The sequence below is a fragment of the Pseudomonas vranovensis DSM 16006 genome (assembly GCF_000425805.1).
In the GTDB taxonomy this organism is placed as follows: domain Bacteria; phylum Pseudomonadota; class Gammaproteobacteria; order Pseudomonadales; family Pseudomonadaceae; genus Aquipseudomonas; species Aquipseudomonas vranovensis.
The window spans coordinates 22632-46585 of record NZ_AUED01000022.1 but is presented as its reverse complement, the minus strand read 5'-3'; the positions used below and the strand labels follow the sequence as shown (position 1 = coordinate 46585).

The 23954-nt window shown below is 60.6% G+C and carries 18 protein-coding genes; 6 read left to right on the top strand and 12 right to left on the bottom strand.

Features of this window, described 5'->3' with window-relative positions:
* Positions 1 to 16 precede the first annotated feature (16 nt).
* From infB to H621_RS0116790, 6 genes are all read left to right on the top strand, one after another.
* Positions 17 to 2524, top strand: a complete 2508-nt coding sequence (gene infB, locus H621_RS0116815) for a translation initiation factor IF-2 (protein ID WP_028944524.1) — start codon at positions 17 to 19, stop codon at positions 2522 to 2524.
* Between the two features lie 121 nt (positions 2525 to 2645).
* Positions 2646 to 3044: a 30S ribosome-binding factor RbfA gene (gene rbfA, locus H621_RS0116810; protein ID WP_028944523.1), complete on the top strand. Its 399-nt coding sequence runs from the start codon at positions 2646 to 2648 to the stop codon at positions 3042 to 3044.
* A 3-nt stretch (positions 3045 to 3047) separates the two neighbouring features.
* Positions 3048 to 3965, top strand: coding sequence for a tRNA pseudouridine(55) synthase TruB (gene truB / locus H621_RS0116805; RefSeq protein WP_028944522.1), 918 nt, complete (start codon positions 3048 to 3050; stop codon positions 3963 to 3965).
* Between the two features lie 152 nt (positions 3966 to 4117).
* On the top strand, positions 4118 to 4387 hold the full coding sequence (rpsO, locus tag H621_RS0116800) for a 30S ribosomal protein S15 (protein ID WP_028944521.1): 270 nt from the start codon (positions 4118 to 4120) through the stop codon (positions 4385 to 4387).
* A 250-nt stretch (positions 4388 to 4637) separates the two neighbouring features.
* Positions 4638 to 6743, top strand: a complete 2106-nt coding sequence (gene pnp, locus H621_RS0116795) for a polyribonucleotide nucleotidyltransferase (RefSeq protein WP_028944520.1) — start codon at positions 4638 to 4640, stop codon at positions 6741 to 6743.
* Positions 6744 to 7000: 257 nt separating this feature from the next.
* A complete protein-coding gene (locus H621_RS0116790; RefSeq protein ID WP_028944519.1) occupies positions 7001 to 7351 on the top strand; it encodes a BON domain-containing protein in 351 nt (116 codons plus the stop codon).
* A 111-nt stretch (positions 7352 to 7462) separates the two neighbouring features.
* On the opposite strand, the gene H621_RS0116785 is transcribed toward H621_RS0116790, so the two are convergent.
* The 12 genes from H621_RS0116785 to H621_RS0116730 all read right to left on the bottom strand — a co-directional run bounded on the left by H621_RS0116785 (position 7463) and on the right by H621_RS0116730 (position 23945).
* On the bottom strand, positions 7463 to 10399 hold the full coding sequence (locus tag H621_RS0116785; RefSeq protein ID WP_028944518.1) for a DUF748 domain-containing protein: 2937 nt from the start codon (positions 10397 to 10399) through the stop codon (positions 7463 to 7465).
* 91 nt (positions 10400 to 10490) lie between these two features.
* Complete coding sequence (locus H621_RS0116780) at positions 10491 to 11507, bottom strand: class I SAM-dependent rRNA methyltransferase (protein ID WP_028944517.1); 1017 nt, start codon at positions 11505 to 11507, stop codon at positions 10491 to 10493.
* Positions 11508 to 11586: 79 nt separating this feature from the next.
* On the bottom strand, positions 11587 to 12765 hold the full coding sequence (locus H621_RS0116775; RefSeq protein ID WP_028944516.1) for an acetyl-CoA C-acetyltransferase: 1179 nt from the start codon (positions 12763 to 12765) through the stop codon (positions 11587 to 11589).
* A gap of 123 nt (positions 12766 to 12888) precedes the next feature.
* Positions 12889 to 13758: an oxygenase MpaB family protein gene (locus H621_RS0116770; protein WP_028944515.1), complete on the bottom strand. Its 870-nt coding sequence runs from the start codon at positions 13756 to 13758 to the stop codon at positions 12889 to 12891.
* A 39-nt stretch (positions 13759 to 13797) separates the two neighbouring features.
* Positions 13798 to 15732, bottom strand: coding sequence for an acetate--CoA ligase (gene acs, locus H621_RS0116765; RefSeq protein WP_028944514.1), 1935 nt, complete (start codon positions 15730 to 15732; stop codon positions 13798 to 13800).
* A gap of 124 nt (positions 15733 to 15856) precedes the next feature.
* On the bottom strand, positions 15857 to 17521 hold the full coding sequence (gene pgi, locus H621_RS0116760) for a glucose-6-phosphate isomerase (RefSeq protein ID WP_028944513.1): 1665 nt from the start codon (positions 17519 to 17521) through the stop codon (positions 15857 to 15859).
* A 108-nt stretch (positions 17522 to 17629) separates the two neighbouring features.
* Positions 17630 to 18010 (bottom strand): aspartate 1-decarboxylase, encoded by a 381-nt coding sequence (gene panD, locus H621_RS0116755; protein ID WP_028944512.1) that lies wholly within the window; start codon positions 18008 to 18010, stop codon positions 17630 to 17632.
* Between the two features lie 22 nt (positions 18011 to 18032).
* Positions 18033 to 18890 (bottom strand): pantoate--beta-alanine ligase, encoded by an 858-nt coding sequence (gene panC / locus H621_RS0116750; RefSeq protein WP_028944511.1) that lies wholly within the window; start codon positions 18888 to 18890, stop codon positions 18033 to 18035.
* Positions 18887 to 19687 (bottom strand): 3-methyl-2-oxobutanoate hydroxymethyltransferase, encoded by an 801-nt coding sequence (gene panB / locus H621_RS0116745; RefSeq protein WP_028944510.1) that lies wholly within the window; start codon positions 19685 to 19687, stop codon positions 18887 to 18889. Before panB ends, panC begins: the two co-directional genes overlap by 4 nt.
* A 251-nt stretch (positions 19688 to 19938) precedes the next feature.
* Positions 19939 to 20415, bottom strand: a complete 477-nt coding sequence (gene folK / locus H621_RS0116740) for a 2-amino-4-hydroxy-6-hydroxymethyldihydropteridine diphosphokinase (RefSeq protein WP_028944509.1) — start codon at positions 20413 to 20415, stop codon at positions 19939 to 19941.
* 3 nt (positions 20416 to 20418) lie between these two features.
* Positions 20419 to 21804 carry a polynucleotide adenylyltransferase PcnB gene (locus H621_RS0116735; protein WP_028944508.1) on the bottom strand — a complete coding sequence of 462 codons (1386 nt, stop codon included), beginning with the start codon at positions 21802 to 21804 and terminating at the stop codon, positions 20419 to 20421.
* 701 nt (positions 21805 to 22505) lie between these two features.
* A complete protein-coding gene (locus H621_RS0116730) occupies positions 22506 to 23945 on the bottom strand; it encodes a sigma-54-dependent transcriptional regulator (RefSeq protein WP_028944507.1) in 1440 nt (479 codons plus the stop codon).
* Positions 23946 to 23954 lie beyond the last annotated feature (9 nt).

The following is a 23954-nucleotide window of genomic DNA, read 5'->3' as shown; positions in this document are numbered from 1 at the left end:
CTGAGGAGAGAAGTGCATGACGCAAGTCACGGTGAAAGAATTGGCCCAAGAGGTCGCTGCACCGGTAGAGCGCCTGCTGCAGCAGATGCGTGAGGCAGGTCTGCCGCACACCGACGCCGGTCAGGTAGTGACCGACAATGAGAAGCAGGCTTTGCTGGCTCATTTGAAGAGCAGCCACAAGGCGAAGGTGGAAGAGCCGCGCAAGATCACCTTGCAGCGCAAGACCACCAGCACCCTGCGTGTTGCCGGTAGCAAGAGCATCAGCGTAGAAGTACGCAAGAAGAAAGTATTCGTTCAGCGCAGCCCGGAAGAAATCCAGGCCGAGCAGAAACGCGAGCAGGAAGAGCGCCGTGTAGCCGAGAACGCTGCGCGTGAAAAAGCCGATGCCGAGGCACGTCAGCGTGCCGAGGAAGACGCTCGTCGCCAGCCAGCCGCTGCGAATGCCGCACCTGCTGCCGCTGCTCCGGTTACCCCGGCTCCGGCCCCGGTGATCGAGGCTGCAGACGCCGCTCCGGCACCTGTCGCCGACCGCAAGAAAGACGACGTGCGTCGCAACGACAAGTCGCGTGACGACGAACGTCGTGGTGGTGAGCGCCGTAACGAAGCACCGCGTGTTTCGGTCAAGGTCAAGGAAAAGGAAAAGGCGCCAACTCCGCGTGCCGCTCCACGTACCACCGACGAAGAAAGCGATGGTTTCCGTCGTGGTGGCCGTGGCAAGGGCAAGCCGAAGAAGCGCAATGCCCACGGTTTCCAGAACCCGACCGGTCCGGTTATCCGCGACGTGCAGATCGGCGAGACCATCACGGTTTCCGACCTGGCCAACCAGATGTCCGTCAAGGGCGCTGAAGTGGTCAAGTTCATGTTCAAGCTGGGCACTCCGGTGACCATCAACCAGGTGCTCGACCAGGAGACCGCTCAGCTGATCGCTGAAGAGTTGGGTCACAAGGTTACCCTGGTCAGCGACACCGCTCTGGAAGATTCCCTGGCAGAGTCGCTGAAGTTCGAAGGTGAGACCTTCTCCCGTGCTCCGGTTGTGACCGTAATGGGCCACGTTGACCACGGTAAGACCTCGCTGCTCGACTACATCCGTCGTGCCAAGGTAGCTGCCGGCGAAGCCGGTGGTATCACCCAGCACATCGGTGCGTACCACGTAGAAACCGACCGCGGCATGGTCACCTTCCTCGATACCCCGGGCCACGCCGCGTTTACCGCCATGCGTGCCCGTGGTGCCAAGGCGACCGACATCGTGATCCTCGTGGTCGCGGCGGACGATGGCGTCATGCCTCAGACCCGCGAAGCAGTCCAGCATGCCAAGGCTGCCGGTGTTCCGCTGGTCGTGGCGGTGAACAAGATCGACAAGCCAGGTGCTGACCTCGATCGCATTCGCAACGAGCTGGCCGTCGAAGGCGTTACCTCCGAGGACTGGGGTGGTGATACTCCGTTCGTCAAGGTTTCGGCGAAGATGGGTACCGGTGTTGACGAACTGCTCGAAGCCGTTCTGCTGCAAGCCGAGATCCTCGAGCTCAAGGCCACTCCATCGGCCCCAGGTCGTGGTGTAGTTGTCGAGTCGCGTCTGGACAAAGGCCGCGGCCCAGTGGCCACCGTGCTGGTTCAGGACGGTACCCTGCGTCAAGGCGACATGGTCCTGTGTGGTTCGAACTACGGCCGCGTACGTGCCATGCTCGACGAAAACGGCAAGCCTGTTAAGGAAGCCGGTCCGTCGATTCCAGTCGAGATTCTCGGCCTGGACGGCACCCCGGACGCTGGCGACGAGCTGAGCGTTGTGGCTGACGAGAAGAAGGCCCGTGAAGTTGCTCTGTTCCGTCAAGGCAAGTTCCGCGAAGTCAAACTGGCTCGCGCACATGCCGGCAAGCTCGAGAACATCTTCGAGAACATGGGCCAGGAAGAGAAGAAAACCCTCAACATCGTGCTCAAGTCCGATGTTCGTGGTTCTCTCGAGGCCCTGCAGGGTTCCCTGAGCGGTCTGGGTAACGACGAAGTACAGGTTCGCGTGATTGGCGGTGGTGTCGGTGGTATCACCGAGAGCGACGCCAACCTGGCCCTGGCTTCCAATGCAGTACTGTTCGGTTTCAACGTGCGTGCCGATGCCGGTGCGCGCAAGATTGTCGAGCAGGAAGGTCTGGATATGCGTTACTACAACGTGATCTACGACATCATTGAAGACGTCAAGAAAGCCCTGACCGGTATGCTCGGCAGCGATGTTCGCGAGAACATCCTGGGTATCGCCGAAGTGCGTGATGTGTTCCGCTCGCCGAAGTTCGGCGCCATCGCTGGCTGTATGGTCATCGAGGGTGTGGTTTACCGCAACCGTCCGATCCGCGTTCTGCGCGAAGACGTGGTGATCTTCGAAGGCGAGCTGGAATCGCTGCGTCGCTTCAAGGACGATGCGTCCGAAGTGCGTGCCGGCATGGAATGCGGTATCGGCGTGAAGAGCTACAACGACGTCAAAGTCGGTGACAAGATCGAAGTCTTCGAGAAAGTCCAAGTGGCTCGTACGCTCTAAGTATCGAGCATGGGAGGCGCGAAATGCCCGTCGCAAGGCGGTCGTCAGCGGCTCTGAACGCAACGCCCGGTCAGGCTCAAGCCTGGCCGGGCGTTTGCCGCTTTAGTTACAGGTAGCAAAAATGGCAAAAGAATATAGCCGTACCCAACGCATTGGCGATCAGATGCAGCGCGAGCTGGCTCAACTGATTCGTCGCGAAGTCAAAGATCCACGCGTCGGCCTGGTGACCATCACCGCCGTAGACGTCAGCCGCGATGTTGGCCATGCCAAGGTGTATATCACCGTCATGGGCCAGGACAGCGCCGAGGACATCAAGCAAAGCCTGAAAGTGCTCAATTCCGCTGCAGGTTTCCTGCGCATGCAGTTGGGCAAGGAAATGAAACTGCGCAGCGTGCCGCAGTTGCACTTCCACTACGACGAAAGCGTGACCCGCGGTGCCCACCTGTCGGCACTGATCGAGCGCGCTGTCGCCGAAGACAGCCAGCACCAGGCCGCCGATACCTCGGACACCAAGGAGTAAGCGGTGGCCCAGGTCAAACGTATCCGTCGCAATGTCAGCGGCATCATCCTGCTCGACAAGCCGTTGGGGTTCACCTCCAATGCTGCCCTGCAGAAAGTCCGCTGGCTGCTCAACGCTGAAAAGGCTGGTCACACGGGTAGCCTCGACCCACTGGCCAGCGGCGTGTTGCCGCTGTGCTTCGGGGAGGCCACCAAGTTTTCCCAGTACCTGCTCGATTCCGACAAGGGATATGAGACGGTCATGCAATTGGGGCAGACCACCACCACGGGCGATGCTGAAGGCGAAGTGCTGAAAACCCGGGATGTGACCGTTGGTCGCGCCGATATTGAAGCGGTTCTGCCACAATTTCGTGGTGAAATCAGTCAGATACCACCGATGTACTCGGCCCTCAAACGTGATGGCCAGCCGTTGTACAAGCTGGCGCGCGCAGGTGAAGTAGTGGAGCGTGAAGCACGTTCTGTTACTATTAACCGCTTGGAGTTACTCGAGTGTGAAGGCACCCGGGTTCGGCTTTCAGTTGGTTGCAGCAAAGGCACGTACATCCGCACGCTGGTCGAAGATATCGGCGAGATCCTTGGTTGTGGCGCCTATGTTGCTGAACTGCGTCGTACTCATGCCGGTCCCTTCGAGCTTGCCCAGACGGTGACCCTCGAAGCGCTCGAGGCGGTTCACGCCGAAGGCGGCAACGAGGCGGTCGACCGTTTCCTGATGCCGTCCGATAGCGGCTTGCAAGACTGGCCACTGTTGCAGTTTTCCGAGCACAGCGCCTTCTACTGGCTGCATGGCCAGCCAGTCAGGGCTCCCGACGCGCCGAAGTTCGGCATGGTTCGGGTACAAGATCAAAACGGTCGTTTCATCGGTATCGGTGAAGTGAGCGAAGACGGGCGCATCGCGCCGCGTCGATTGATTCGGTCAGAATGATCGAAACCTTCAGTGTCGGGCCCAGGCCCGGCACTGGTGGCAAAGAGGATGGCTGTTAATAGGCACGGTTACGCCTCACTTATGAATACAGGGATTTGTCCCTGGCCTATTGGAAACCGTTTGTTCGGTTTCCCTTGATTTGGAGAAGCCAAATGGCACTCAGCGTTGAAGAAAAAGCAAAGATCGTTGGCGAATTCCAGCAAGCAGCTGGTGACACCGGTAGCCCGGAAGTGCAAGTTGCACTGCTGACCGCCAACATCAACAAGCTGCAAGGCCACTTCAAGGCCAACGGTAAAGATCACCACTCCCGTCGTGGTCTGATCCGCATGGTTAACCAGCGTCGTAAGCTGCTGGACTACCTGAAGGGCAAAGACACCACTCGTTACAGCGCCCTGATCGGTCGCCTGGGTCTGCGTCGCTAATAGCGGCCTGGCCAGTGGTGTGCACGGCGTGTTGCATTCTTCGCTTCCGGTGCCTGGCATCGGGAGTGATGAACACGCCGCGCGTATCTATGAGGTTGGCTGTCTGCCTCGCCTGAGCGGTTTACCGCAAGGGCAGGGCAGGCTCCCAACCTCTAGTTTTATCTGGACGGTCAACGGGGCCGATTCCCTGTTCTGCCCAAGAATTCGCAAGAACCAGTTCCCCCAGAGCCACTGAAGAAGGTAGGAAACCGTGAACCCGGTAATCAAGAAATTCCAGTTCGGTCAATCGACCGTTACCCTCGAGACGGGCCGTATTGCTCGTCAAGCGTCCGGCGCCGTATTGGTCACCGTCGACAACGATGTCACCGTACTGGTGACCGTGGTCGGTGCCAAACAGGCCGATCCAGGCAAAGGCTTCTTCCCCCTGTCCGTTCACTATCAGGAAAAGACCTACGCCGCCGGCAAGATCCCTGGTGGTTTCTTCAAGCGTGAAGGCCGTCCTTCCGAGAAAGAAACCCTGACTTCGCGTCTGATCGACCGTCCGATCCGTCCGCTGTTCCCAGAAGGCTTCATGAACGAAGTGCAGGTTGTCTGCACCGTCGTCTCCACCAGCAAAAAGACCGATCCGGACATCGCTGCGATGATCGGTACCTCGGCTGCCCTGGCTATTTCCGGCATTCCGTTCGAAGGCCCGATCGGTGCCGCGCGCGTTGCTTTCCATGAAAGCACCGGTTACCTGCTGAACCCGACCTACGAGCAACTGGCTGCCTCGAGCCTGGACATGGTCGTTGCCGGTACTTCCGACGCCGTACTGATGGTTGAATCGGAAGCCAAAGAGCTGACCGAAGACCAGATGCTGGGTGCCGTCCTGTTCGCCCACGACGAGTTCCAGGCTGTTATCCAGGCTGTCAAAGAGCTGGCTGCCGAAGCTGCCAAGCCGACCTGGGACTGGAAACCCGCTGTTGCCAACACCGAACTGCTGAACGCCATCCGCGCCGAATTCGGCGAAGCCGTTTCCCAGGGCTACACCATCACCGTCAAGGCCGACCGCTACGCGCGCCTGGGCGAGCTGCGTGATCAGGCGATCGCCAAGTTCTCTGGTGAAGAAGGTCAACCTTCGGCTTCCGAAGTGAAGGAAATCTTCGGCGAAATCGAATACCGCACCGTTCGCGAAAACATCGTCAACGGCAAGCCACGTATCGACGGTCGCGACACCAAGACCGTGCGTCCGCTGAACATCGAAGTCGGCGTGCTGCCGAAAACTCACGGTTCGGCCCTGTTCACCCGTGGCGAAACCCAGGCCCTGGTCGTTGCGACCCTGGGTACTGCCCGTGACGCACAGCTGCTCGACACCCTCGAAGGCGAGAAGAAAGACCCCTTCATGCTGCACTACAACTTCCCTCCGTTCTCGGTGGGCGAGTGTGGTCGCATGGGTGGTGCTGGCCGTCGCGAAATCGGTCATGGCCGTCTGGCCCGTCGTTCGGTTCAGGCCATGCTGCCTGCCGCTGACGTGTTCCCTTACACCATCCGCGTCGTATCGGAAATCACCGAGTCCAACGGTTCCAGCTCCATGGCTTCGGTCTGCGGTGCTTCCCTGGCTCTGATGGACGCTGGTGTACCGATGAAGGCGCCAGTTGCCGGTATCGCCATGGGTCTGGTTAAAGAAGGCGAAAAATTCGCTGTTCTGACCGACATCCTGGGTGACGAAGACCACCTCGGTGACATGGACTTCAAAGTAGCGGGTACCGCCAAAGGTGTTACCGCGCTGCAGATGGACATCAAGATCAACGGCATCACCGAAGAGATCATGGAAATCGCCCTGGGCCAGGCCCTGGAAGCGCGCCTGAACATCCTCGGTCAGATGAACCAGATCATCGGTCAGTCCCGCAGCGAACTGTCGGAAAACGCTCCGACCATGATCGCGATGAAGATCGACACCGACAAGATCCGTGACGTCATCGGTAAAGGCGGCGCGACCATTCGTGCCATCTGCGAAGAAACCAAGGCTTCGATCGATATCGAAGACGACGGTTCGATCAAGATCTTCGGTGAGACCAAAGACGCCGCTGAAGCTGCTCGTCAGCGCGTTCTGAGCATCACTGCAGAAGCCGAGATCGGCAAGATCTACGTCGGCAAGGTCGAGCGCATCGTTGATTTCGGTGCCTTCGTCAACATCTTGCCGGGCAAGGACGGTCTGGTTCACATCTCTATGCTGAGTGATGCTCGCGTCGAGAAAGTGACCGACATCCTCAAGGAAGGCCAGGAAGTGGAAGTACTGGTACTGGACGTGGACAACCGCGGCCGTATCAAGCTGTCGATCAAAGACGTTGCAGCAGCAAAGGCATCGGGCGTCTAAGCTTGGTGTGTTGAAAAAGGACCCTCCGGGGTCCTTTTTTTATGCCGGCAGGAAATACCTTGTGGACATGCATCTTGCAAGCAGGATTTTCACCGGCCTTGCAAAATGCACGATCATGGTTTTGAGTTTGATTTTTAAGTATTTGATTTTAAAGGACTTATATTGTTGCGCAAACTGGCACAAGCCCTGCAATGGTATTCATACCCCTGCTGCCAGGACTTACGGCGCAGACTTTTCGAAAAACAGGAGTGTCTCGTATGAAGAAGTTCGCTATTGCTGCCGCTACTGCCACCGCCCTGACCCTGACCATGGCTAACGCGGCATTTGCCCAACAGGCTACTCAGGCACCGCTGACCGTTGCTGCCGGTGAAATGACCGAGGCAAAAGAAGCGACCTCCGACACCTGGATCACTACCAAGGTCAAAGCTGACCTGATGACTGAAAAAGGTATCCCTGGCACAGACATCAAAGTCGAAACCAACAAAGGCGTGGTTTCCCTGTCTTCCGACGTGACACTGTCCGACTCGCAGAAAGATATGGCAGTGGCCATTACCAAGAAAATCCAAGGCGTGAAAGCCGTCTCGGCTGATGGCCTGAAATCCGAATAAGCAGCAAGTTTGTCCCGACTCGCAGAACTCAACGGTTCATGCGAAAGACCAAAAGGACTTGGTCGCTCAAAGCCCCGGCACAGGTTGCCGGGGCTTCTTTATTGGCCGCGCCTACTCGGCATCCAGATGCATAGGCGTGATGACTCGCCCGTCAGGTTCGGACTGGCCCAGGCTGGCATCGATGAAATACACCCGGTCATCTTCCAGCTTGGCCTTGTCGACCAGGTAGTCCTTGATACTGCTGGCCCGCGCCTGGCCGAGCTGGCGCAGTAGCAGCGCGCTTTCAGCCCATGACTTGAGCACCGCATCACGCAACTGCGTCGTGCGCTGTTCACGGTCCAGTTGCTCCCACTCTGCAGGCGGTTGCTTCTTCAAGCGGGTACGGTAGATGCCTTCGAGCATGGCCGGTTTGTCACCATCCGGCACTTTCAGCTCGGAAGCCTGGGCCGGCACCTTGTCGCCGCGGCGCTGGAGGATCTTGTAATAGGTGCTCTGATACTCGCGCTCCAAGCGCTGCTGGGCAATCAGCGGGCCGTCGCTGCTCTGGGCGCTGGTGCCTTCGATCTCGAGGCGCAGGGCCGGGCGTTCCTTGAGGGCGGCAGCCAGTTTGTCCAGAGCGCTCTGGGCATCCGGTGCCAGGTCGCTGGAGCCGGCGGCAAAGGCCACGCTGCCAAGGTCCTGGGCATCGCCGCCACTGATCAAGCCGCCAATGAACTTGAACGGCGCCTGGGCTGCACGCAGCACCAGGTTGCGCAGGGTCTGCCAGACAATTGGCATGACGCTGAACTGCGGATCGTTCAGGTCGCCTGTGACTGGCAGCTCGATGGAGATCTTGCCATCGGTATCCTTGAGCAGCGCCACTGCCAGGCGTATCGGCAGGTCGACGGCATCCGGGCTGTCCACTTTCTCCCCCAGTTGCAATTGCTCGACCACCACCTTGTTCTCGGCCTTTAGCCGACCCTGAGTGATGATGTAGTGCAGGTCGATATTCAGACGGCCCTTGCGGATGCGGAACCCGGCGAACTTGCCTGAGTAGGGCGTCAGGGTGGTCAGCTCGACACGCTTGAAGCTGGTGGCGATATCCAGGCTGGCCATCGGGTCGAAGGGGTTAAGTGCACCTTTGATGGTGACAGGTGCATAGCGATCGACCTTGCCCTTGATGTCAACCTTCGCTGGCTTGGGCTGGCGGTTGTCGATGGTACCGATCTGGCCGTTGAGTTGCTGGATAGCCGTGGCAAAGTTGGGCGTCAGGCTGAAGTCGGCAAAGTTGGCCGAGCCATCGTTGATGTCGATGGCGCCGATGCGAATGCCCAGTGGCTTGGCGCTGCCTGCTGCAGGCTTGTTCGCAGTCTGGGTCTGAGCCGTGGCCGGCTGCGGAATCAGCAGGTCGTCGATGTTGGTCGTGCGGTCCTCGTTGATCATGAAGCGCGCATACGGTTGCTTCAAGGTTACCTTGCCGATGCTCAGGGCATCACCGTGGCGGTAGGACACCGCATCCAGGTTCAATTGCTGCCATTTGACAAAGTCTCGATCCTTGATGGTGTCGAGGGTGTGCAGTTGGTCGACCTGGGCCTTGCCCTCAATCGTGAAGGCCAAGGGCTCGACGCTCTTGAGGTTTACATCGAGATCACTGCCCAGCATGCCGCTGCGCAGCTCCAGGCGTATGAAAGGGCTGATGTAGGCCTGGGCAACGCGCAGGTCGATGTCCTGGGTGTTGACCTTGACCCGTGCCGTGATCGGCGCCAGGTTGACCTCGCCGGCGGCCTGCAGTTTGCCTTGCTTACCCACGCCGGTATCGAGTTTGAGAGTAAAGGGCGACTGATTGAGGCTGTCGAAGTTCTGCAGGTCCAGATTCAGGGGGCCAAGCTCCAGCGCGACGGGCTCTTTTTGCGAACGGTCGGCCAGATGAACCTGATAATTGCGCAACTGCACGTCCTTGAGCAGGACTTGCCAGGGTTTGCCCGGTGCCGCGGCTGCGGTGTCTTCCTTGGCATCCGGTGCGGCTGCTGCAGGCGCAGCCTTTTCTTGCGAGCTGGCCTTGGCGGGCTCGCTGGCGAACAGCTTTTGCCAATCGAGCTGGCCATCCGATTCCAGGGCAGCCCAGGTTTCCAGCTTCTCGCTGCGAATCTTGCCGACAGTGACCAGTTGTTTGGCCAGGTCCACGGACGTTTCACTCACATCCAGGCGCGCCAGGCGGGCCAGCGGGCGTCCATCCGGGGCCTTGATGGCAAACGGCGCGATACTGATCGCGGTGTTGTCGAGCAGCAGTTCGGTTTCCTTTGAGAGGTTCAGCGAGTAGTGGGTGTCGAGGCTGAGCACGCCTTCTTCCAACACCAGCGGGACGGCATCGCGGACATAGGGCCAGAAGGCCTTCATCTTGCCGTCCGTAATCTTCAGGGTGCCTTCAGAGGCGAGGGGGATCAGGCTGAACGTGCCGCTCCAGTCGATACGACCGCCGTGCGGGCCGATGGCCACCAAGGTCATGTCGGTGCTGTCTTCGGGCAGTGTGCTGAGGTTCTTCAGTTCCAGGTTCATCGAGTCGTAGAGAAACTCGATCGGTTCGCTGGGGCGCAGGTCTTCAAAGTGCAGGTAGCCTTCACTCAGTTTGATGCTGCCGATGCGCACCGGAAAGGGATCGCTCGGTGGCTCCTCGGACTTGGGCTCACTGGGCGGCAACCTGAACAGTTGGGTCAGGTTCAGGCTGCCATCCTTGGCAAACAATACTTCGGTGCGGGCCTTGTCCAGTTCGATGCCCTCCAGGTGCAGGGCACCGGACCACAGGCTGTCGATCTGCAGGTTGGCATAGAGGCGCTCGAAGCCGACCTGTTCCTTGCCGGTCTCGCCAATCTGCAGCCCCCACAGCGTCAACTCCAGGCTGAACGGGTTGAGCTCGATACGCTGCAAGTGGGCGGGCACCGTGGCGTAATTGGCCAACTGCTGGTTGACGATACGCAGGGCCACCCCTGGGAGAATCAGAAAGCCTAGCAGGCTGTACAAGGCCACTGCGGCCAGCATGGCGCCGATGGCGCGTTTCAATCCTTTGGGCATGTGCGACGTCGTCTGTCTCGAACGGGAGTGCTTGGAGTATGGCACGTAAAATCGGTTCCGAAATTACTCCAATAATTAGCGAAATTTCGCTTCAGAGCTGAAGAATCAAGGTCTTGAGCGGTGATTGGCCGTCCTGCGACGGAAAGTCGCCGGCGGGTTTGAGGGCTTGCCAATCACGTACCGGACGACCACTTTTTTCGGCACAGCGCAGGACTTGGTCGCGCCATTCGTCGAAGCTGACTTTGGCCAGGTTGTTACAGCAGATCAGTACGCCGTCTTCGGCAGTGCTCAACAGGGCCGGCTTGAGCAGGCTCTGATAGTCACGCAGCAGGTCGACGGTGCCGAAGGCGCTCTTGGCCCAGGCCGGTGGGTCGAGAAACACCAGGTCGAACTGACGCTGCTCCAGGCGCGGGTAAGGCGGCAGCTTGTGCCCGCGCCGCTGGCTGACGGGCAGACCCGCGAGCTGGCGGATGGCAGGGAAGTAGTCGGACTGGACAAATGCCATCGCTGGCAACTGTGGGTTGAGAGCATTGTTTTCCTTGCCCACTGCCAGGTTGCCATCGGCGAAGTCCAGGTTGCACACCTCGCGAGCACCTCCCGCCGCAGCGCTGAGGCCGACACCGCAGGTGTAGGCGAACAGATTGAGCACACGCTTGCCGGCACTGTGCTGCTTGACCCAGCCGCGGGCATTGCGCAGGTCGAGAAACAGCAGCGGGTCCTGGCCGGCATGGCGGCCTCGTACCCGGTAGTTCAGGCCCCACTCGTGGCCGATGTGATCGCCCAGGGCTGCTTCGCTCGCCTGGTAGACCGGGTCGCGGCGGTCTATCCGGCTGTTGCCCTGGGAGCGGTCGTTGTACACCAGCAGCAAGGCAAGGCGCAGTTCTGCTTCGATGGCTGCGTGCAGGGCAAGAAGGGTGTCGGTGTCCAGGGTATGGTGAAAACTCTGCACCAGCAGCTGTGGGCCATAACGATCGATGGTCAAGCCGCCGGCGCCCTCCTGGCTGCCATGGAACAAACGGTAGCAATCGGTGCCTTGGGCATGCAGTTCGCTGAGAAGGCCCTTGCGGGTATCGAGGGCGGCGCGCAGCGCCTGATTCAAGAGGGACATGCACGTGGCCTTGGTTTGCGGACGTGCAGTTTAGCAGCAGAAGGCGGGGGAGGGGCCGTTGCAGCCCCTCCCGGGGTGATTAGCGCTCGATCGCCAGGGCTACGCCCTGACCGCCACCAATGCACAGGGTAGCCAGGCCTTTTTGGGCATCACGCTTGATCATTTCGTGCAGCAGAGTGACCAGTACGCGACAGCCAGAAGCGCCGATCGGATGGCCCAGGGCAATGGCACCGCCATTGACGTTGACCTTGCTGGCATCCCAACCCAGCTCCTTGCCAACCGACAACGCCTGGGCAGCGAACGCTTCGTTAGCTTCGATCAGATCCAGGTCGGCCAACTGCCAGCCGGCCTTGTCCAGGCAGCGACGCGTAGCGCTTACCGGGCCGATGCCCATGATTGCCGGGTCGACACCAGCGTTGGCATAGGCTTTGATCCGAGCCAGGACCGGCAAGCCCAGCTGCTGTGCCTTGGCTGCGCTCATCAGCATCACTGCCGCAGCACCATCATTCAGTGAAGAGGCGTTACCGGCCGTAACCGTACCGTCTTTCTTGAAGGCAGGCTTGAGTTTGCTCAGGGACTCGGCGGTGGTGCCGGCACGGGGTTGCTCGTCGACGGCAAAGGCAATCGGGTCGCCCTTGCGCTGAGGGATCAGGATCGGCGTGATTTCGTCGACAAACCGTCCCGACTCGATGGCCGCTGCGGCTTTTTGTTGCGAGGCCGCGGCGAAGGCATCCTGGTCCTCGCGACTGATGCCGTACTTCGCCACCAGGTTCTCGGCGGTGATGCCCATGTGGTAGTCGTTGAAGGCGTCCCACAGGCCGTCGCTGATCATGCTGTCGATCAGGCTGCTGTGACCCATGCGCAGGCCAGTTCGGGCACCGGGCATCACATAGTTGGCCAGGCTCATGTTTTCCTGGCCACCTGCGATGATGACGTCGGCGTCACCGCAGCGGATGGCCTGAGTGGCCAGGTGCAGGGCTTTTAGCCCCGAGCCGCACACCTTGTTCAGGGTCATGGCGGGGACGGCGTGGGGCAGTCCAGCCTTGATCGCCGCCTGGCGCGCGGGGTTTTGCCCGGCGCCTGCGGTCAATACCTGGCCGAGGATGACTTCATCGACCAGTTCACCGTCGACGCCGGTCTGGGCCAACAACTGGCGAATCACGGCCGCGCCCAGGTCTACGGCTGGAATGGTGGCCAACGCTCCCTGGTAGCTACCGACAGCGGTACGGGTGGCGGCAACGATAACGACATCTTGCATGGCGCAGGTCCTCACTCTTATTCGATTTGGTGTCAGAACAGCACAGGCCCCTCGGGCCTTGATAGACCGTCATGGTGGCATAGATGCCGGGGGGACCGCCAACGGCGAACCGCTCGCTCGTGTTCAACCGAGCCCCATGCGCCGCCGGGCTCGTTGCAGCGAGCCATCGCGCATGGCCCAGCGCAGCACCGGTGCGGTGCAGCTGATGCCCAGGCGGATCAGTCGGCGTTGCAGGGGATGTTGGTGCAGGTCGAGCATGGCGCTGGCCCATGGCGGTAACAGGTCGATGCCCGCGCGCAGCATCAGACTGCCCATCGGCTTGGCCAGGCGGCTGGGCGCCGGGGCATCGAGCAACACCTGTACCACTTCTTGGCTGCGGGCATCGCAGTGCAAGTGCGGGCGCATGGCCTGCAGGTAGTCACTCACTTGCTGATGGGAGCGGGGTACATTGCGGGCCCCCAGGCGTTCGGCGATCAGGGCGATCTGAGCATAGTAAGCGTCCTGCTCGGCCAGCGGCATGTGCGGGTTGCGGTAACGCAGATGGGCAGCGAGAAAGCTGCTGACTTCAGCCACATGCACCCAGGTCAGCAGGTCAGGGTCGCTGGCGGCGTAAGGACGACCATCTGCGGCGCTTCCCACCACCTGAAGGTGAATGGTGCGTACTTTGTCGATGAGCCAGTCGGCATCTCGGGTGGCGCCAAACGTGGTCCCCGAGATGAACTGGCTGGTGCGTCGCAGGCGCCCGAGCAGGTCCTGACGGAAGTTGGAGTGATCCCACACCCCAGCCAGGGCAAGCGGATGCAGCAGTTGCAAGAGCAAGGCACTGATCCCACCGACCAGCATGCTCGGAAAATCCCCATGGACGCGCCAGCTGACGCTGTCTGGGCCGAACAGGCCAGGGTCGCCCTTGGGGTTTTCCAGATCCAGTTGCCCCAGGGACAAGCCCGTGAGGCTCATCACCTGGGTTTCGATGCGGCGGCGAATCGCTTCCATGGCTACCTTATTGCGCGGTAGCCGTGTACAGGCTGCCGCTTACTGGTTGAGGCGCTTGTCGATAAGCCCCTGGACCACGCTGGGGTCGGCCAGGGTCGACGTGTCGCCGAGGTTGTCGAGTTCGTTGCAGGCGATCTTGCGCAGGATGCGGCGCATGATCTTGCCTGAGCGGGTCTTGGGCAGGGCCGGGGCCCACTGGATCAGTTCCGGCTTGGCGAAGCTGCCGATTTCCTTGCTGACCAGGGCCAGTAGCTCCTGCTTGAGGACGTCATCTGCCGCAACGCCGTTCATCGGTGTCACAAAGGCGTAGACCCCTTGCCCCTTCAGATCGTGAGGGTACCCGACTACGGCCGCCTCGGCGATGGCATCGTGCAGCACCAGTGCGCTTTCGACTTCGGCGGTGCCGATCCGGTGTCCGGACACATTGATCACGTCATCGATGCGGCCGGTTATCCACAGGTCGCCATCGGCATCGCGGCGTGCGCCATCACCGGTGAAGTAGTACCCCGGCAGCGGCTTGAAGTAGGTTTCGATCATTCGTTGATGATCGCCGTACACGCTGCGGATCTGAGCAGGCCAACTGGCCTTTATCGCCAGCATCCCGCTTCCGGCGCCTTCGATCAGTTTGCCCTTGTCGTCGAGCAGCACGGGCTGTACGCCGAACATGGGCTGTGTCGCGCAACCGGGCTTGATGCGCCGCGTACCCACCAGCGGGCTGATCATGATGCCGCCGGTCTCGGTCTGCCACCAGGTGTCGACGATGGGGCAGCGTTTCTCGCCCACGGCCTCGAAATACCATTCCCAGGCTTCAGGGTTGATCGGCTCGCCAACGCTGCCAAGCAGGCGCAGGCTTTTGCGCGAGGTGTTCTTCAACGGGCCATCGCCCTCACGCATCAGGGCGCGCAACGCGGTGGGAGCGGTATAGAAGATGTTCACCTTGTGCTTGTCCACCACCTGCCAGAAGCGCGAGGCGTCTGGATAGTTGGGCACGCCTTCGAACATCAGGGTAATCGCACCGTTGGCCAGCGGCCCATAGACGATGTAGCTATGGCCAGTGACCCAACCCACGTCAGCGGTACACCAGAATACTTCGCCGTCGCGGTAGTCGAACACTGTCTCGAAGGTCATGGTGGCTTGCAGCAGGTAGCCGGCGGTGGTGTGCATCACTCCCTTGGGTTTGCCGGTGCTGCCGGAGGTGTAGAGGATAAACAGCGGATCTTCGGCGGCCATCGGCTCGGGTGGGCAGTCAGGGCTGACCTTGGCAATGGCGTCGTGGTAAGCGATATCGCGTCCTTCGCTCCAGTCGATAGCGCCGCCGGTGCGCTTCACCACCACGACGGTGCTCACGTTCGGGCAACTGGCCAGGGCCTTGTCGACATTCTTTTTCAAGGCAATGGTCTTGGCGCCGCGTACCCCTTCGTCAGCGGTAATGACCGTGCGGCAGTCGGCGTCTAGAATCCGGTCACGCAAGGCATCGGGAGAAAAGCCGCCGAACACCACCGAGTGAATGGCGCCGATCCGGCTGCAGGCCAGCATGGCGTACGCCGCTTCGGGAATCATCGGCATGTAGATGCACACCCGGTCACCTTTTTTCACCCCGCGCTGCTTGAGCACGTTGGCCAGGCGGCTGACCTTGTCATGCAATTCGCGGTAGGTGATCTGGCTGGAATCGTTGGGATCGTCGCCTTCGCGGATGATCACGACTTGATCGGCGCGCGTGGCCAGGTGACGATCGATGCAGTTGTAACTGACATTGAGTTGCGCGCCTTCAAACCAGCGTGCCTGGCCGGTCTTCATGTCGCTGTGCTGAACACTGGCGAAGGGTTTTATCCAGTCCAGGCGTTTGGCCTGTTCTGTCCAGAAGGCATCGGGATCTTCTATCGACTGGCGGTACAGGCGCTCGTAATCGGCCTGGCTCAGTCGTGCCGCTTTGCTGACGGCGTCGGCATGGGGATATGCGCTGATATCGAACATGGCGGGGTCCTGTTCTGCTTGTTTTGGTCAGAAGCCTGCCGGGGGCAGGCGCCTGCAACAGTGTCAGAACAGTGTAGCCGCTACCCCTGGCCGTGTTCGTTCGACCCGGGGTAGCGAAGGCGGTTCAACCGCGGTGGCGGCTGCGGAAGAAGTTGATCAGGCCTTGGGTGGATGCGTCCTCGGCGGGCTCTTCGATGCCGCCGGTCAGGCGCTGGTACACACCCTTGCCAAGCTCCTTGCCCAACTCCACGCCCCATTGGTCGAAGGCGTTGATACCCCAGATCACGCTCTGCACGAACACTTTGTGCTCGTACATCGCAACCAGCGCACCCAGGCGACGGGGGCTGATGCGCTCGACCACCAGGGTGTTGCTCGGACGGTTGCCCGGTATCACCTTGTGTGGCGCAAGTTTCTGGATGTCGTCTTCGGCCAGGCCTTTGTCGCGCAGTTCGGCTTCTGCTTCGGCGCGTGTTCTGCCGAGCATCAGGGCCTGGCTTTGCGACAGGCAATTGGCGTATAGCCACTGATGATGATCGGCGACCGGATTGAAACTGACGACCGGAACGATGAAGTCGGCCGGGATCAGCTGGGTGCCCTGGTGCAGCAACTGATGGTAGGCGTGCTGGCCGTTGCAGCCCACGCCACCCCAGATCACCGGACCGGTGTCGTGGTTGACTGGGGTGCCGTCCTGGCGAACGCTCTTGCCGTTCGACTCCATGTCCAACTGCTGCAGGTGCTTGGTGATGTTTCGCAGGTAGTGGTCATAGGGAAGGATTGCATGGCTCTGCGCCCCCCAGAAGTTACCGTACCAGACACCCAAGAGGGCCAGCAGCACTGGCATGTTCTGCTCGAAAGGCGCGTTCTGGAAGTGCTGGTCCATGGTGTAGGCACCCGACAGCAGCTCCTTGAAGTTGGCAGTGCCGATGGCCAATGCGATCGGCAGGCCGATCGCCGACCACAGCGAATAACGACCGCCCACCCAGTCCCACATCGGGAAGATATTTTCTTCGCGTATACCAAAGGCCACGGCGGCGGCCTTGTTGCTGGAAACAGCGATGAAGTGCTTGTACAGCTCGGCTTCAGAACCACCCTGGGCCAGGTACCAGCTGCGCGCCGCTTGGGCGTTCTTCAGGGTTTCCAGGGTGTTGAAGGATTTCGATGAAACGATGAACAGCGTGGTTTCGGCGCGAAGCTTGGCCGACAGCTCGTGGAACTCGCTGCCGTCGATATTGGCCAGGTAGTGGCAGCGTACGCCGCGCTGGGCGTAGGGCAGCAAGGCTTCCGAGACCAGCTCGGGGCCCAGGAACGAGCCGCCGATACCGATGTTCACCACGTCAGTGATCGGCTTTTCGCTGTAACCGCGCCACAGGCCGTCATGGATGCGCCCGACCAGTTCGGTTACCTGGTTCAGGACCTTGTGCACCTCGGGCATCACATTGACGCCGTTGACGTTCAACTTGTCGCCCACCGGACGGCGCAGGGCCGTGTGCAGCGCCGGGCGGCCTTCGGAGGCGTTGAGGATTTCGCCGGCGAACAGCGATTTGATCGCGTCCTGCAAGCCGACTTCGTTGGCCAGGTTGACCAACAGGTCGCGGGTCTGGCCGTTGATTAAATTCTTCGAGTAGTCGAGGAACAGGCCGCAGCAGCTCAGGGACAGTTGGTCGAAACGTTGCGGATCGGCATTGAATGCTTCGCGCATGCTGAATTCCTGCATGGCTTCGCGGTGTTGCTGGAGCGCCTGCCACGCGGGCAAGGTCGTTACATCATGAGGGGTGCGGTAGTACGCCATCGCTGCAGGTTTCCTTATTGCTTGAACTGCCTTGGACACTGGAAAAAGCGACCCGTTTGCAAGCTGATGGCAATTAATGCCACCAGCCTGCCTGACAGGGGGCTGACCTTAGGCCAGCTGTACAGGAATGGCGTTGCTGGTGTGGCTCAGCTCGTTACCTGGGGCCATGTAAAGCATGCGGGGCTTGAAGTTGACCAGCTCGGCTTCGCTGTAGTGAGCATAGGCACAGATGATCACCCGGTCACCGACCTTGGCCTTGTGTGCGGCAGCGCCGTTGACCGAGATCATCCGCGAGCCTTCTTCGCCGCGAATAGCATAGGTGGTGAAGCGCTCGCCATTGTCGATGTTGTAGATCTGGATCTGTTCGTACTCGCGAATACCGGCCAGGTCGAGCCAGAGGCCGTCGATGGCGCAGGAGCCTTCGTAGTCGAGCACCGCGTGGGTTACTTCGGCGCGGTGCAGCTTGGCCTTGAGCATGATGGCGTGCATGGGGTTCCTCTGCGGGATCTTGTTACTGGTCGTCGAGGTTCAGGTGCAGGTTGTCGATCAGGCGCGTCGCCCCCAGGAACGCAGCCACGAGGATCACCAGGTCGCGGTCATCGGCGGTGGCCGGGCGCAGGCTGAGGGCCTGGCGGACTTCCAGGTAGTCGGGGCGAAAGCCGGCAGCGATTAGTTGTTCCTGGCTGCCGGCGATCAGGGCCGGGTAATCACGCGTGCCTTGCTCGATGGCCGCGGCCATGGCGCTCAGCACGCGATACAACGCTGGCGCGGTGGCGCGTTGTTCTTCGTTCAGGTAGCCGTTGCGCGACGACAACGCCAGGCCATCGTCGGCGCGCACGGTAGGCTCGCCAATGATCTGGATCGGCATGTTCAGGTCGCGTACCAGCGCGCGGATCACCGCGAGCTGCTGGAAGTCCTTCTGGCCGAACACGGCCAAGTCCGGTTGGACCATGTTGAACAGCTTGTTGACCACGGTCGCCACGCCTTCGAAGTGCCCCGGGCGGCTGGCACCGCACAGGCCTTCAGACAATTGTGGGACGCTGACCCGGGTCTGGCCGGCCGTGCCGTCGGGGTACATTTCTTCGACAGTGGGCGCGAACAGCAGGTGGCAACCCGCCTGGAGCAGGGTCTCCTGGTCGGCAGCGAGGGTACGAGGGTATTTGTCGAGGTCTTCGCTGGGGCCAAACTGCAACGGATTGACAAAGATGCTGGCGACCACGAAGTCGGCACGCTGCGCGGCCTTGGTCACCAAGGCGGCATGGCCGCTGTGCAGGTTGCCCATGGTCGGTACGAAGCCGATGCGCTTGCCTTCACTACGCGCGCGCGCCACGGCGGCGCGCAGTTCGCGGACGGTCTTGACTGTATTCATGCACTGAACCCGTGTTCGCTGCCTGGGAAGCTGACGTCCTTGACCGCTGTTACGTAGGCCTGGAGCGCACCCTGGATGTCGCTCTGACCGGCCATGAAGTTTTTCACGAACTTGGGCACTCGACCAGTCAACGACAAGCCCAGCATGTCGTGCAGCACCAGGACCTGACCGTCGGTCGCGCTGCCGGCGCCGATGCCAATCACTGGAATACTCACTGCCTGGGTGATTTCAGCCGCCAGTTCGCTCGGTACGCATTCAAGCAGCAGCATGGCGGCGCCGGCCTGCTCGAGGGCAATGGCGTCGGCACGCATCTGGCGCGCCTGGCTTTCCTGGCGACCCTGGACCTTGTAGCCACCCAGAATATTGACCGCCTGAGGGGTCAGGCCCATGTGGGCACATACCGGTACGCCACGTTCGGCGAGCATGCGAATGGTATCGCCCAGCCAGGCGGCACCCTCGATCTTGACCATATGGGCGCCAGCCTGCATCAGGGCGCCACAGTTGGCGAAGGCCTGGTCGGCAGTGGCGTAGGCCATGAAGGGCAAGTCGGCAAGGATCAGCGCGCCTTCGTTTCCGCGCTTCACACAGGCGGTGTGGTAGGCCATGTCGGCGGTGCTGACGGGCAGGGTGCTGTCATGGCCCTGCAGGACCATGCCCAGGGAGTCACCCACCAGCAGGATTTCCACGCCGGCACGGCTGGCAGCCTGAGCAAAGGTCGCGTCATAGCAGGTCAGCATGGTTATTTTCTCACCCTTGGCCTTGAGGCTCTGCAGGGTGGTCAGGGTTACTTCTGGCATGAAAAGGAATCCTCGTTCAGGCGCTGTGAAAAACGACTGCGTACAACGCGTGTATTCATCTTCTGGAACAGCACATCATCGATTGTGGTGTTTTGGTTACGACCTGTTCCAGGCCTATATACGCCTTTTTGCGGCGCGCAGGCGCCACGGGACGCCTATAGTCGTGAGGGTGGGGGCTGAAGTCAATTACCCTGTTACCGCATTGTTACGAATGCGCTGTTACAGGCGTTACCGTGTGGGGGAGTACCCGTCTACAGGCGCTCCAGGCCGACGAACGGGCAATCTGCCAGCAGTTGGGCGAGCGCGCGCCCATCGGCCAGGAGGAAGTCGTTCGGGACCAGTTCGGCAAGGGGGTAAAGGACGAACGGTCGGGCCTGCATGTGGTAATGCGGGACCTTGAGGCGGGGAATGTCGATAACCTGGTCGCCGTACAGCAGGATGTCCAGGTCGAGGGTGCGCGGGCCCCAGCGCTCCTTGCGCTCGCGACCCTGCGCGGCCTCGATGGTCTGCAAGCTATCAAGCAGCACCAGTGGGGCCAGATCGGTTTCCAGGGCGGCAACGGCATTGGTGTAGCGCGGTTGGCCCGGTGACAGTGATTCGCTGCTGTAGAACGCAGAAACCCCCGTCATCGTTGTTTCAGGCAGCTGGCGCAGCGAATCGATTGCACTGCGCAACTGTTGGTTAGGCTCATCCAGATTGCTGCCCAGGCCGATATACACGCGCTCCATGCTTTATTCGCCTGCGGCGTCGGCACGTTTGCGTTTGCTCGGGCTGCGCTTGCGTTTGCGCGGAGCGGCACCGGTACCTTCGTCACGAGAGCCCAGCTCACGAATCATGTCGCGGCGCTCGGTGTCGTTGCAGTCCTGGTAGTCGGTCCACCATTGGCCCAGGCCGTCGGTTTCCTCGCCAGCACTCTCGCGCAGCAACAGGAAATCGTAACCGGCCCGGAAGCGTGGGTTGTCCAGCAACAGGTCGGCACGCTTGCCGCTGCGCCGCGGCAGACGCTCTTGCATGTCCCAGATCTCGCGGATCGGCAGGGTGAACCGTTTGGGGATTGCAATGCGCTGGCACTGTTCGGCGATCAGCTCATGGGCCGCTTCGTTCATGGCCGGAATCGGCGGCATGCCACGGCTTTGCAGGCGCAACGCTCGACCTGGCAAGGCCGGCCAGAGCATGGCGGCAAACAGGAACGCGGGCGTCACAGGCTTGCCTTGCTTGATGCGCAAGTCGGTGTTGATCAGTGCCTGGCTGATCAGGGTATGCGTATAGGTCGGGTGTTCTTCCAGGGCCTCGGCACTGGCCGGGAACAGTGGATCGAACAGTTGCAGGTCGACCAGCATCTCGAACGTATCGGCGGCGTAGCCGGAGAGGAACAGCTTGAGCGTTTCCTCGAACAGGCGGGCGGCTGGAATTTCACGCAGCATGGGCGCCAGGTCGCGAATCGGCTGCACGGTGTGCTTCTCGATGCCGAAATTCAGCTTGGCGGCAAACCGCACGGCACGCAGCATCCGTACCGGGTCTTCCTGGTACCGCTGGGTCGGATCGCCAATCAGGCGGATCAGGCGATTGCGAATATCGTGTACGCCATTGGCGTAGTCGAGGATGCGCTCGCTGACCGGGTCGTAGTACAGGGCGTTGATGGTGAAGTCGCGGCGTTGCGCGTCTTCTTCCAGGGTGCCATAGACGTTGTCGCGCAGAATTCGCCCACTCTCGTTGCGGGACGAGGTGTGGCTGTCTTCAGCTTCGCTTTCCGGGTGGTTGGCGCGGAAGGTGGCGACTTCGATGATTTCACGTCCGAAATGGATGTGAACCAGTTTGAAACGGCGACCAATGATGCGTGCGTTGCGAAACTCGGCGCGAACCTGTTCTGGCGTGGCACTGGTGGCGACGTCGAAGTCCTTGGGGGTAATCCCCAGGAGTTGGTCACGCACGCAGCCACCAACCAGATAGGCCTGGTAGCCAGCATTTTGCAGGCGCTCGACGATGCTCACCGCATGACGACTGAATTGGCCACGTTGCAGCGAGTGTTGACCGCTATTGATCACTTCAGGCGTGGTGCGCTTGTGGTGCGGACCACGTACGGGAGGACGGAACGACTGGAACAGCTTCTTCAGCATGGGATGCACTGTTTGAAGGAATGTTCGGCCAAAAAAGAAGAATGGCCGCATGATGGCCGGGGATTCTAGCATTTACTGGGCAGATGGTGTAGGCGGTAGCAACGTGGGGGTGACGCGGGGGAGAAACTACAAGGGGAGCCGAAGCTCCCCAAGAAGTAGTTGCGTGCTCTTATTGTTTTTTTGCCGGGCTTTTTGTTTTTGTTGAGCGCCCTATCCACAAAACGCAAAGCTTGTGGACGATCTCCCTAACCGGGATTCAAGAGCAAACGGATTGCTTTGGTCGCTGACGTTGCAATGATCTTGCGATCCAACCAGTTCAGGCCCTGCTTGAGTGCAGTTTTTGTTGTTCTCTGCCTGGTTGTGGGGCAAGCCCCAAAAACAACTCCTCTCCAAAAGAATCAGTTAGCTGCGCCTCCGCCGTCTTGTTCTTATTGTGCGTGAGCCGATTCGTCTTATTTTTATTGTCTTTTGCAGTGCTTGTTATTGTTCTTGTACCAAACATATAGCAGGTGCCGTGCCAACTTTTTCAAAGCCCAGTAAAACAAGGGGTTGGAGCGATTCTGCGGGCCTTGGACGGTAAAAAAAAACCGAGGCTTCGTTACCGTAAGCCCCGGTTTTTGTTACGAGATTGTGGCGAGGTAACAGTTTGTCGCAACGTGACAGTGTTACCGCCGCGCGCCCGCGGTGACAGCTGAAAGGTATCAGCTGTCGCTGGTCGCGCCGCTCTTGCGCCGTGGGATGCCCAGACGCTGACGACGTTCCCACAGGCACTTGCGACTGACCCCCAGCTTGCGTGCAAGCTCGGTCTCGGTCATGTGGTCCTGGTGCTCGAGTACGAAGTGCTGGAAATAGTCCTCAAGGGACAGGTCCTCGGTGGGCTCGTGGCTGGTGTTGCTGGCCGTACTGCCACTGCTGGGCAGGTTGGCGAAGGGTTCATCGTCGTCCAGATCACTCAGCTCGATGTCGATACCCAGGAGGTCGGCGGAGATTTCCGGGCTTTCGCAAAGAATGACCGCACGCTCGACCGCATTCTCCAGTTCCCGGACGTTACCGGGCCAGGAGTAGTGACGGATGGCCTGTTCTGCGTCATGGCCAAAGCGCAGGTCGTTACGACCGATGCGCGCACTCTGGCGGGCGAGGAAGGCGTTGGCGATTTCGTTGACGTCGGCGCCGCGCTCGCGCAAGGCGGGTAGCTTGAGGGCGATGACGTGCAAGCGGTAATAAAGGTCTTCACGGAACTGGCCGACCTTGGCCAGGTTCTTCAGGTCACGGTGGGTTGCCGCGATCAGGCGCACATCGACCTTTTGCGACTGCACCGAGCCGACCCGGCGGATCTCGCCTTCCTGCAACACCCTAAGCAGGCGCGCCTGGGCTTCCAGGGGCAGCTCACCAATCTCGTCGAGGAACAGGGTGCCGCCGTCTGCGGCTTCGACCAGGCCGGCGCGGCCGGCGCTGGCACCGGTAAAGGCGCCTTTTTCGTGGCCGAAGAGTTCCGATTCGATCAGGGTTTCAGGAATCGCTGCGCAGTTCACCGAAATCATCGGTGCCTTGGCCCGGCGCGACAGATTGTGCAAGGCACGGGCGACCAGTTCCTTGCCAGTGCCCGACTCCCCCTGGATCAATACATTGGAGTCAGTAGGCGCCACCTTGCGGATCTTGCCGTACAGGTCCTGCATCGGGGGGCATGAGCCTATGATGCCGATCTCGCCATTGGCCGCATTGCTGGTGCCTTTGTCTGCCGGAGCAGACTTGCCATTGCCACGGGGCTCGGTGGGAACCGTCGGAGCGTTCTGGCGATCGCGCAGGATACGCGCTACCGCCTGGAGCATTTCGTCATGATCGAACGGCTTGGCGATATAGTCCACCGCGCCCATCTTCATCGAGTCGACGGCAGAGCGCAGGCTTGCGTAGCTGGTCATGATCAGCACCGGCGTACCCTGGCCGAGCTTGATCAGCTCGGTGCCCGGGGCGCCGGGCAGGCGCAGGTCGCTGACAATCAGGTCGAAGGTGGCAATGCTGAAGCGTTCCTGGGCTTCCTGCACCGAGCCGGCTTCGCTGACCTGGTACTGGTTCCGCTCGAGCAGTCGACGCAGTGCCGAGCGGATGATGGTTTCGTCTTCGACGATCAGAATGTGCGGCATTGATTCAAT

Excerpts from the sequence above, each read along its gene's own strand:
- infB (WP_028944524.1), top strand. The coding sequence starts at position 17 with ATGACGCAAGTCACGGTGAAAGAATTGGCCCAAGAGGTCGCTGCACCG.
- rbfA (WP_028944523.1), top strand. The coding sequence starts at position 2,646 with ATGGCAAAAGAATATAGCCGTACCCAACGCATTGGCGATCAGATGCAG.
- rpsO (WP_028944521.1), top strand. The coding sequence starts at position 4,118 with ATGGCACTCAGCGTTGAAGAAAAAGCAAAGATCGTTGGCGAATTCCAG.
- H621_RS0116790 (WP_028944519.1), top strand. The coding sequence starts at position 7,001 with ATGAAGAAGTTCGCTATTGCTGCCGCTACTGCCACCGCCCTGACCCTG.
- H621_RS0116785 (WP_028944518.1), bottom strand. The coding sequence starts at position 10,399 with ATGCCCAAAGGATTGAAACGCGCCATCGGCGCCATGCTGGCCGCAGTG.
- H621_RS0116780 (WP_028944517.1), bottom strand. The coding sequence starts at position 11,507 with ATGTCCCTCTTGAATCAGGCGCTGCGCGCCGCCCTCGATACCCGCAAG.
- H621_RS0116775 (WP_028944516.1), bottom strand. The coding sequence starts at position 12,765 with ATGCAAGATGTCGTTATCGTTGCCGCCACCCGTACCGCTGTCGGTAGC.
- H621_RS0116770 (WP_028944515.1), bottom strand. The coding sequence starts at position 13,758 with ATGGAAGCGATTCGCCGCCGCATCGAAACCCAGGTGATGAGCCTCACG.
- acs (WP_028944514.1), bottom strand. The coding sequence starts at position 15,732 with ATGTTCGATATCAGCGCATATCCCCATGCCGACGCCGTCAGCAAAGCG.
- pgi (WP_028944513.1), bottom strand. The coding sequence starts at position 17,521 with ATGGCGTACTACCGCACCCCTCATGATGTAACGACCTTGCCCGCGTGG.
- panD (WP_028944512.1), bottom strand. The coding sequence starts at position 18,010 with ATGCACGCCATCATGCTCAAGGCCAAGCTGCACCGCGCCGAAGTAACC.
- panC (WP_028944511.1), bottom strand. The coding sequence starts at position 18,890 with ATGAATACAGTCAAGACCGTCCGCGAACTGCGCGCCGCCGTGGCGCGC.
- panB (WP_028944510.1), bottom strand. The coding sequence starts at position 19,687 with ATGCCAGAAGTAACCCTGACCACCCTGCAGAGCCTCAAGGCCAAGGGT.
- folK (WP_028944509.1), bottom strand. The coding sequence starts at position 20,415 with ATGGAGCGCGTGTATATCGGCCTGGGCAGCAATCTGGATGAGCCTAAC.
- H621_RS0116735 (WP_028944508.1), bottom strand. The coding sequence starts at position 21,804 with ATGCTGAAGAAGCTGTTCCAGTCGTTCCGTCCTCCCGTACGTGGTCCG.
- H621_RS0116730 (WP_028944507.1), bottom strand. The coding sequence starts at position 23,945 with ATGCCGCACATTCTGATCGTCGAAGACGAAACCATCATCCGCTCGGCA.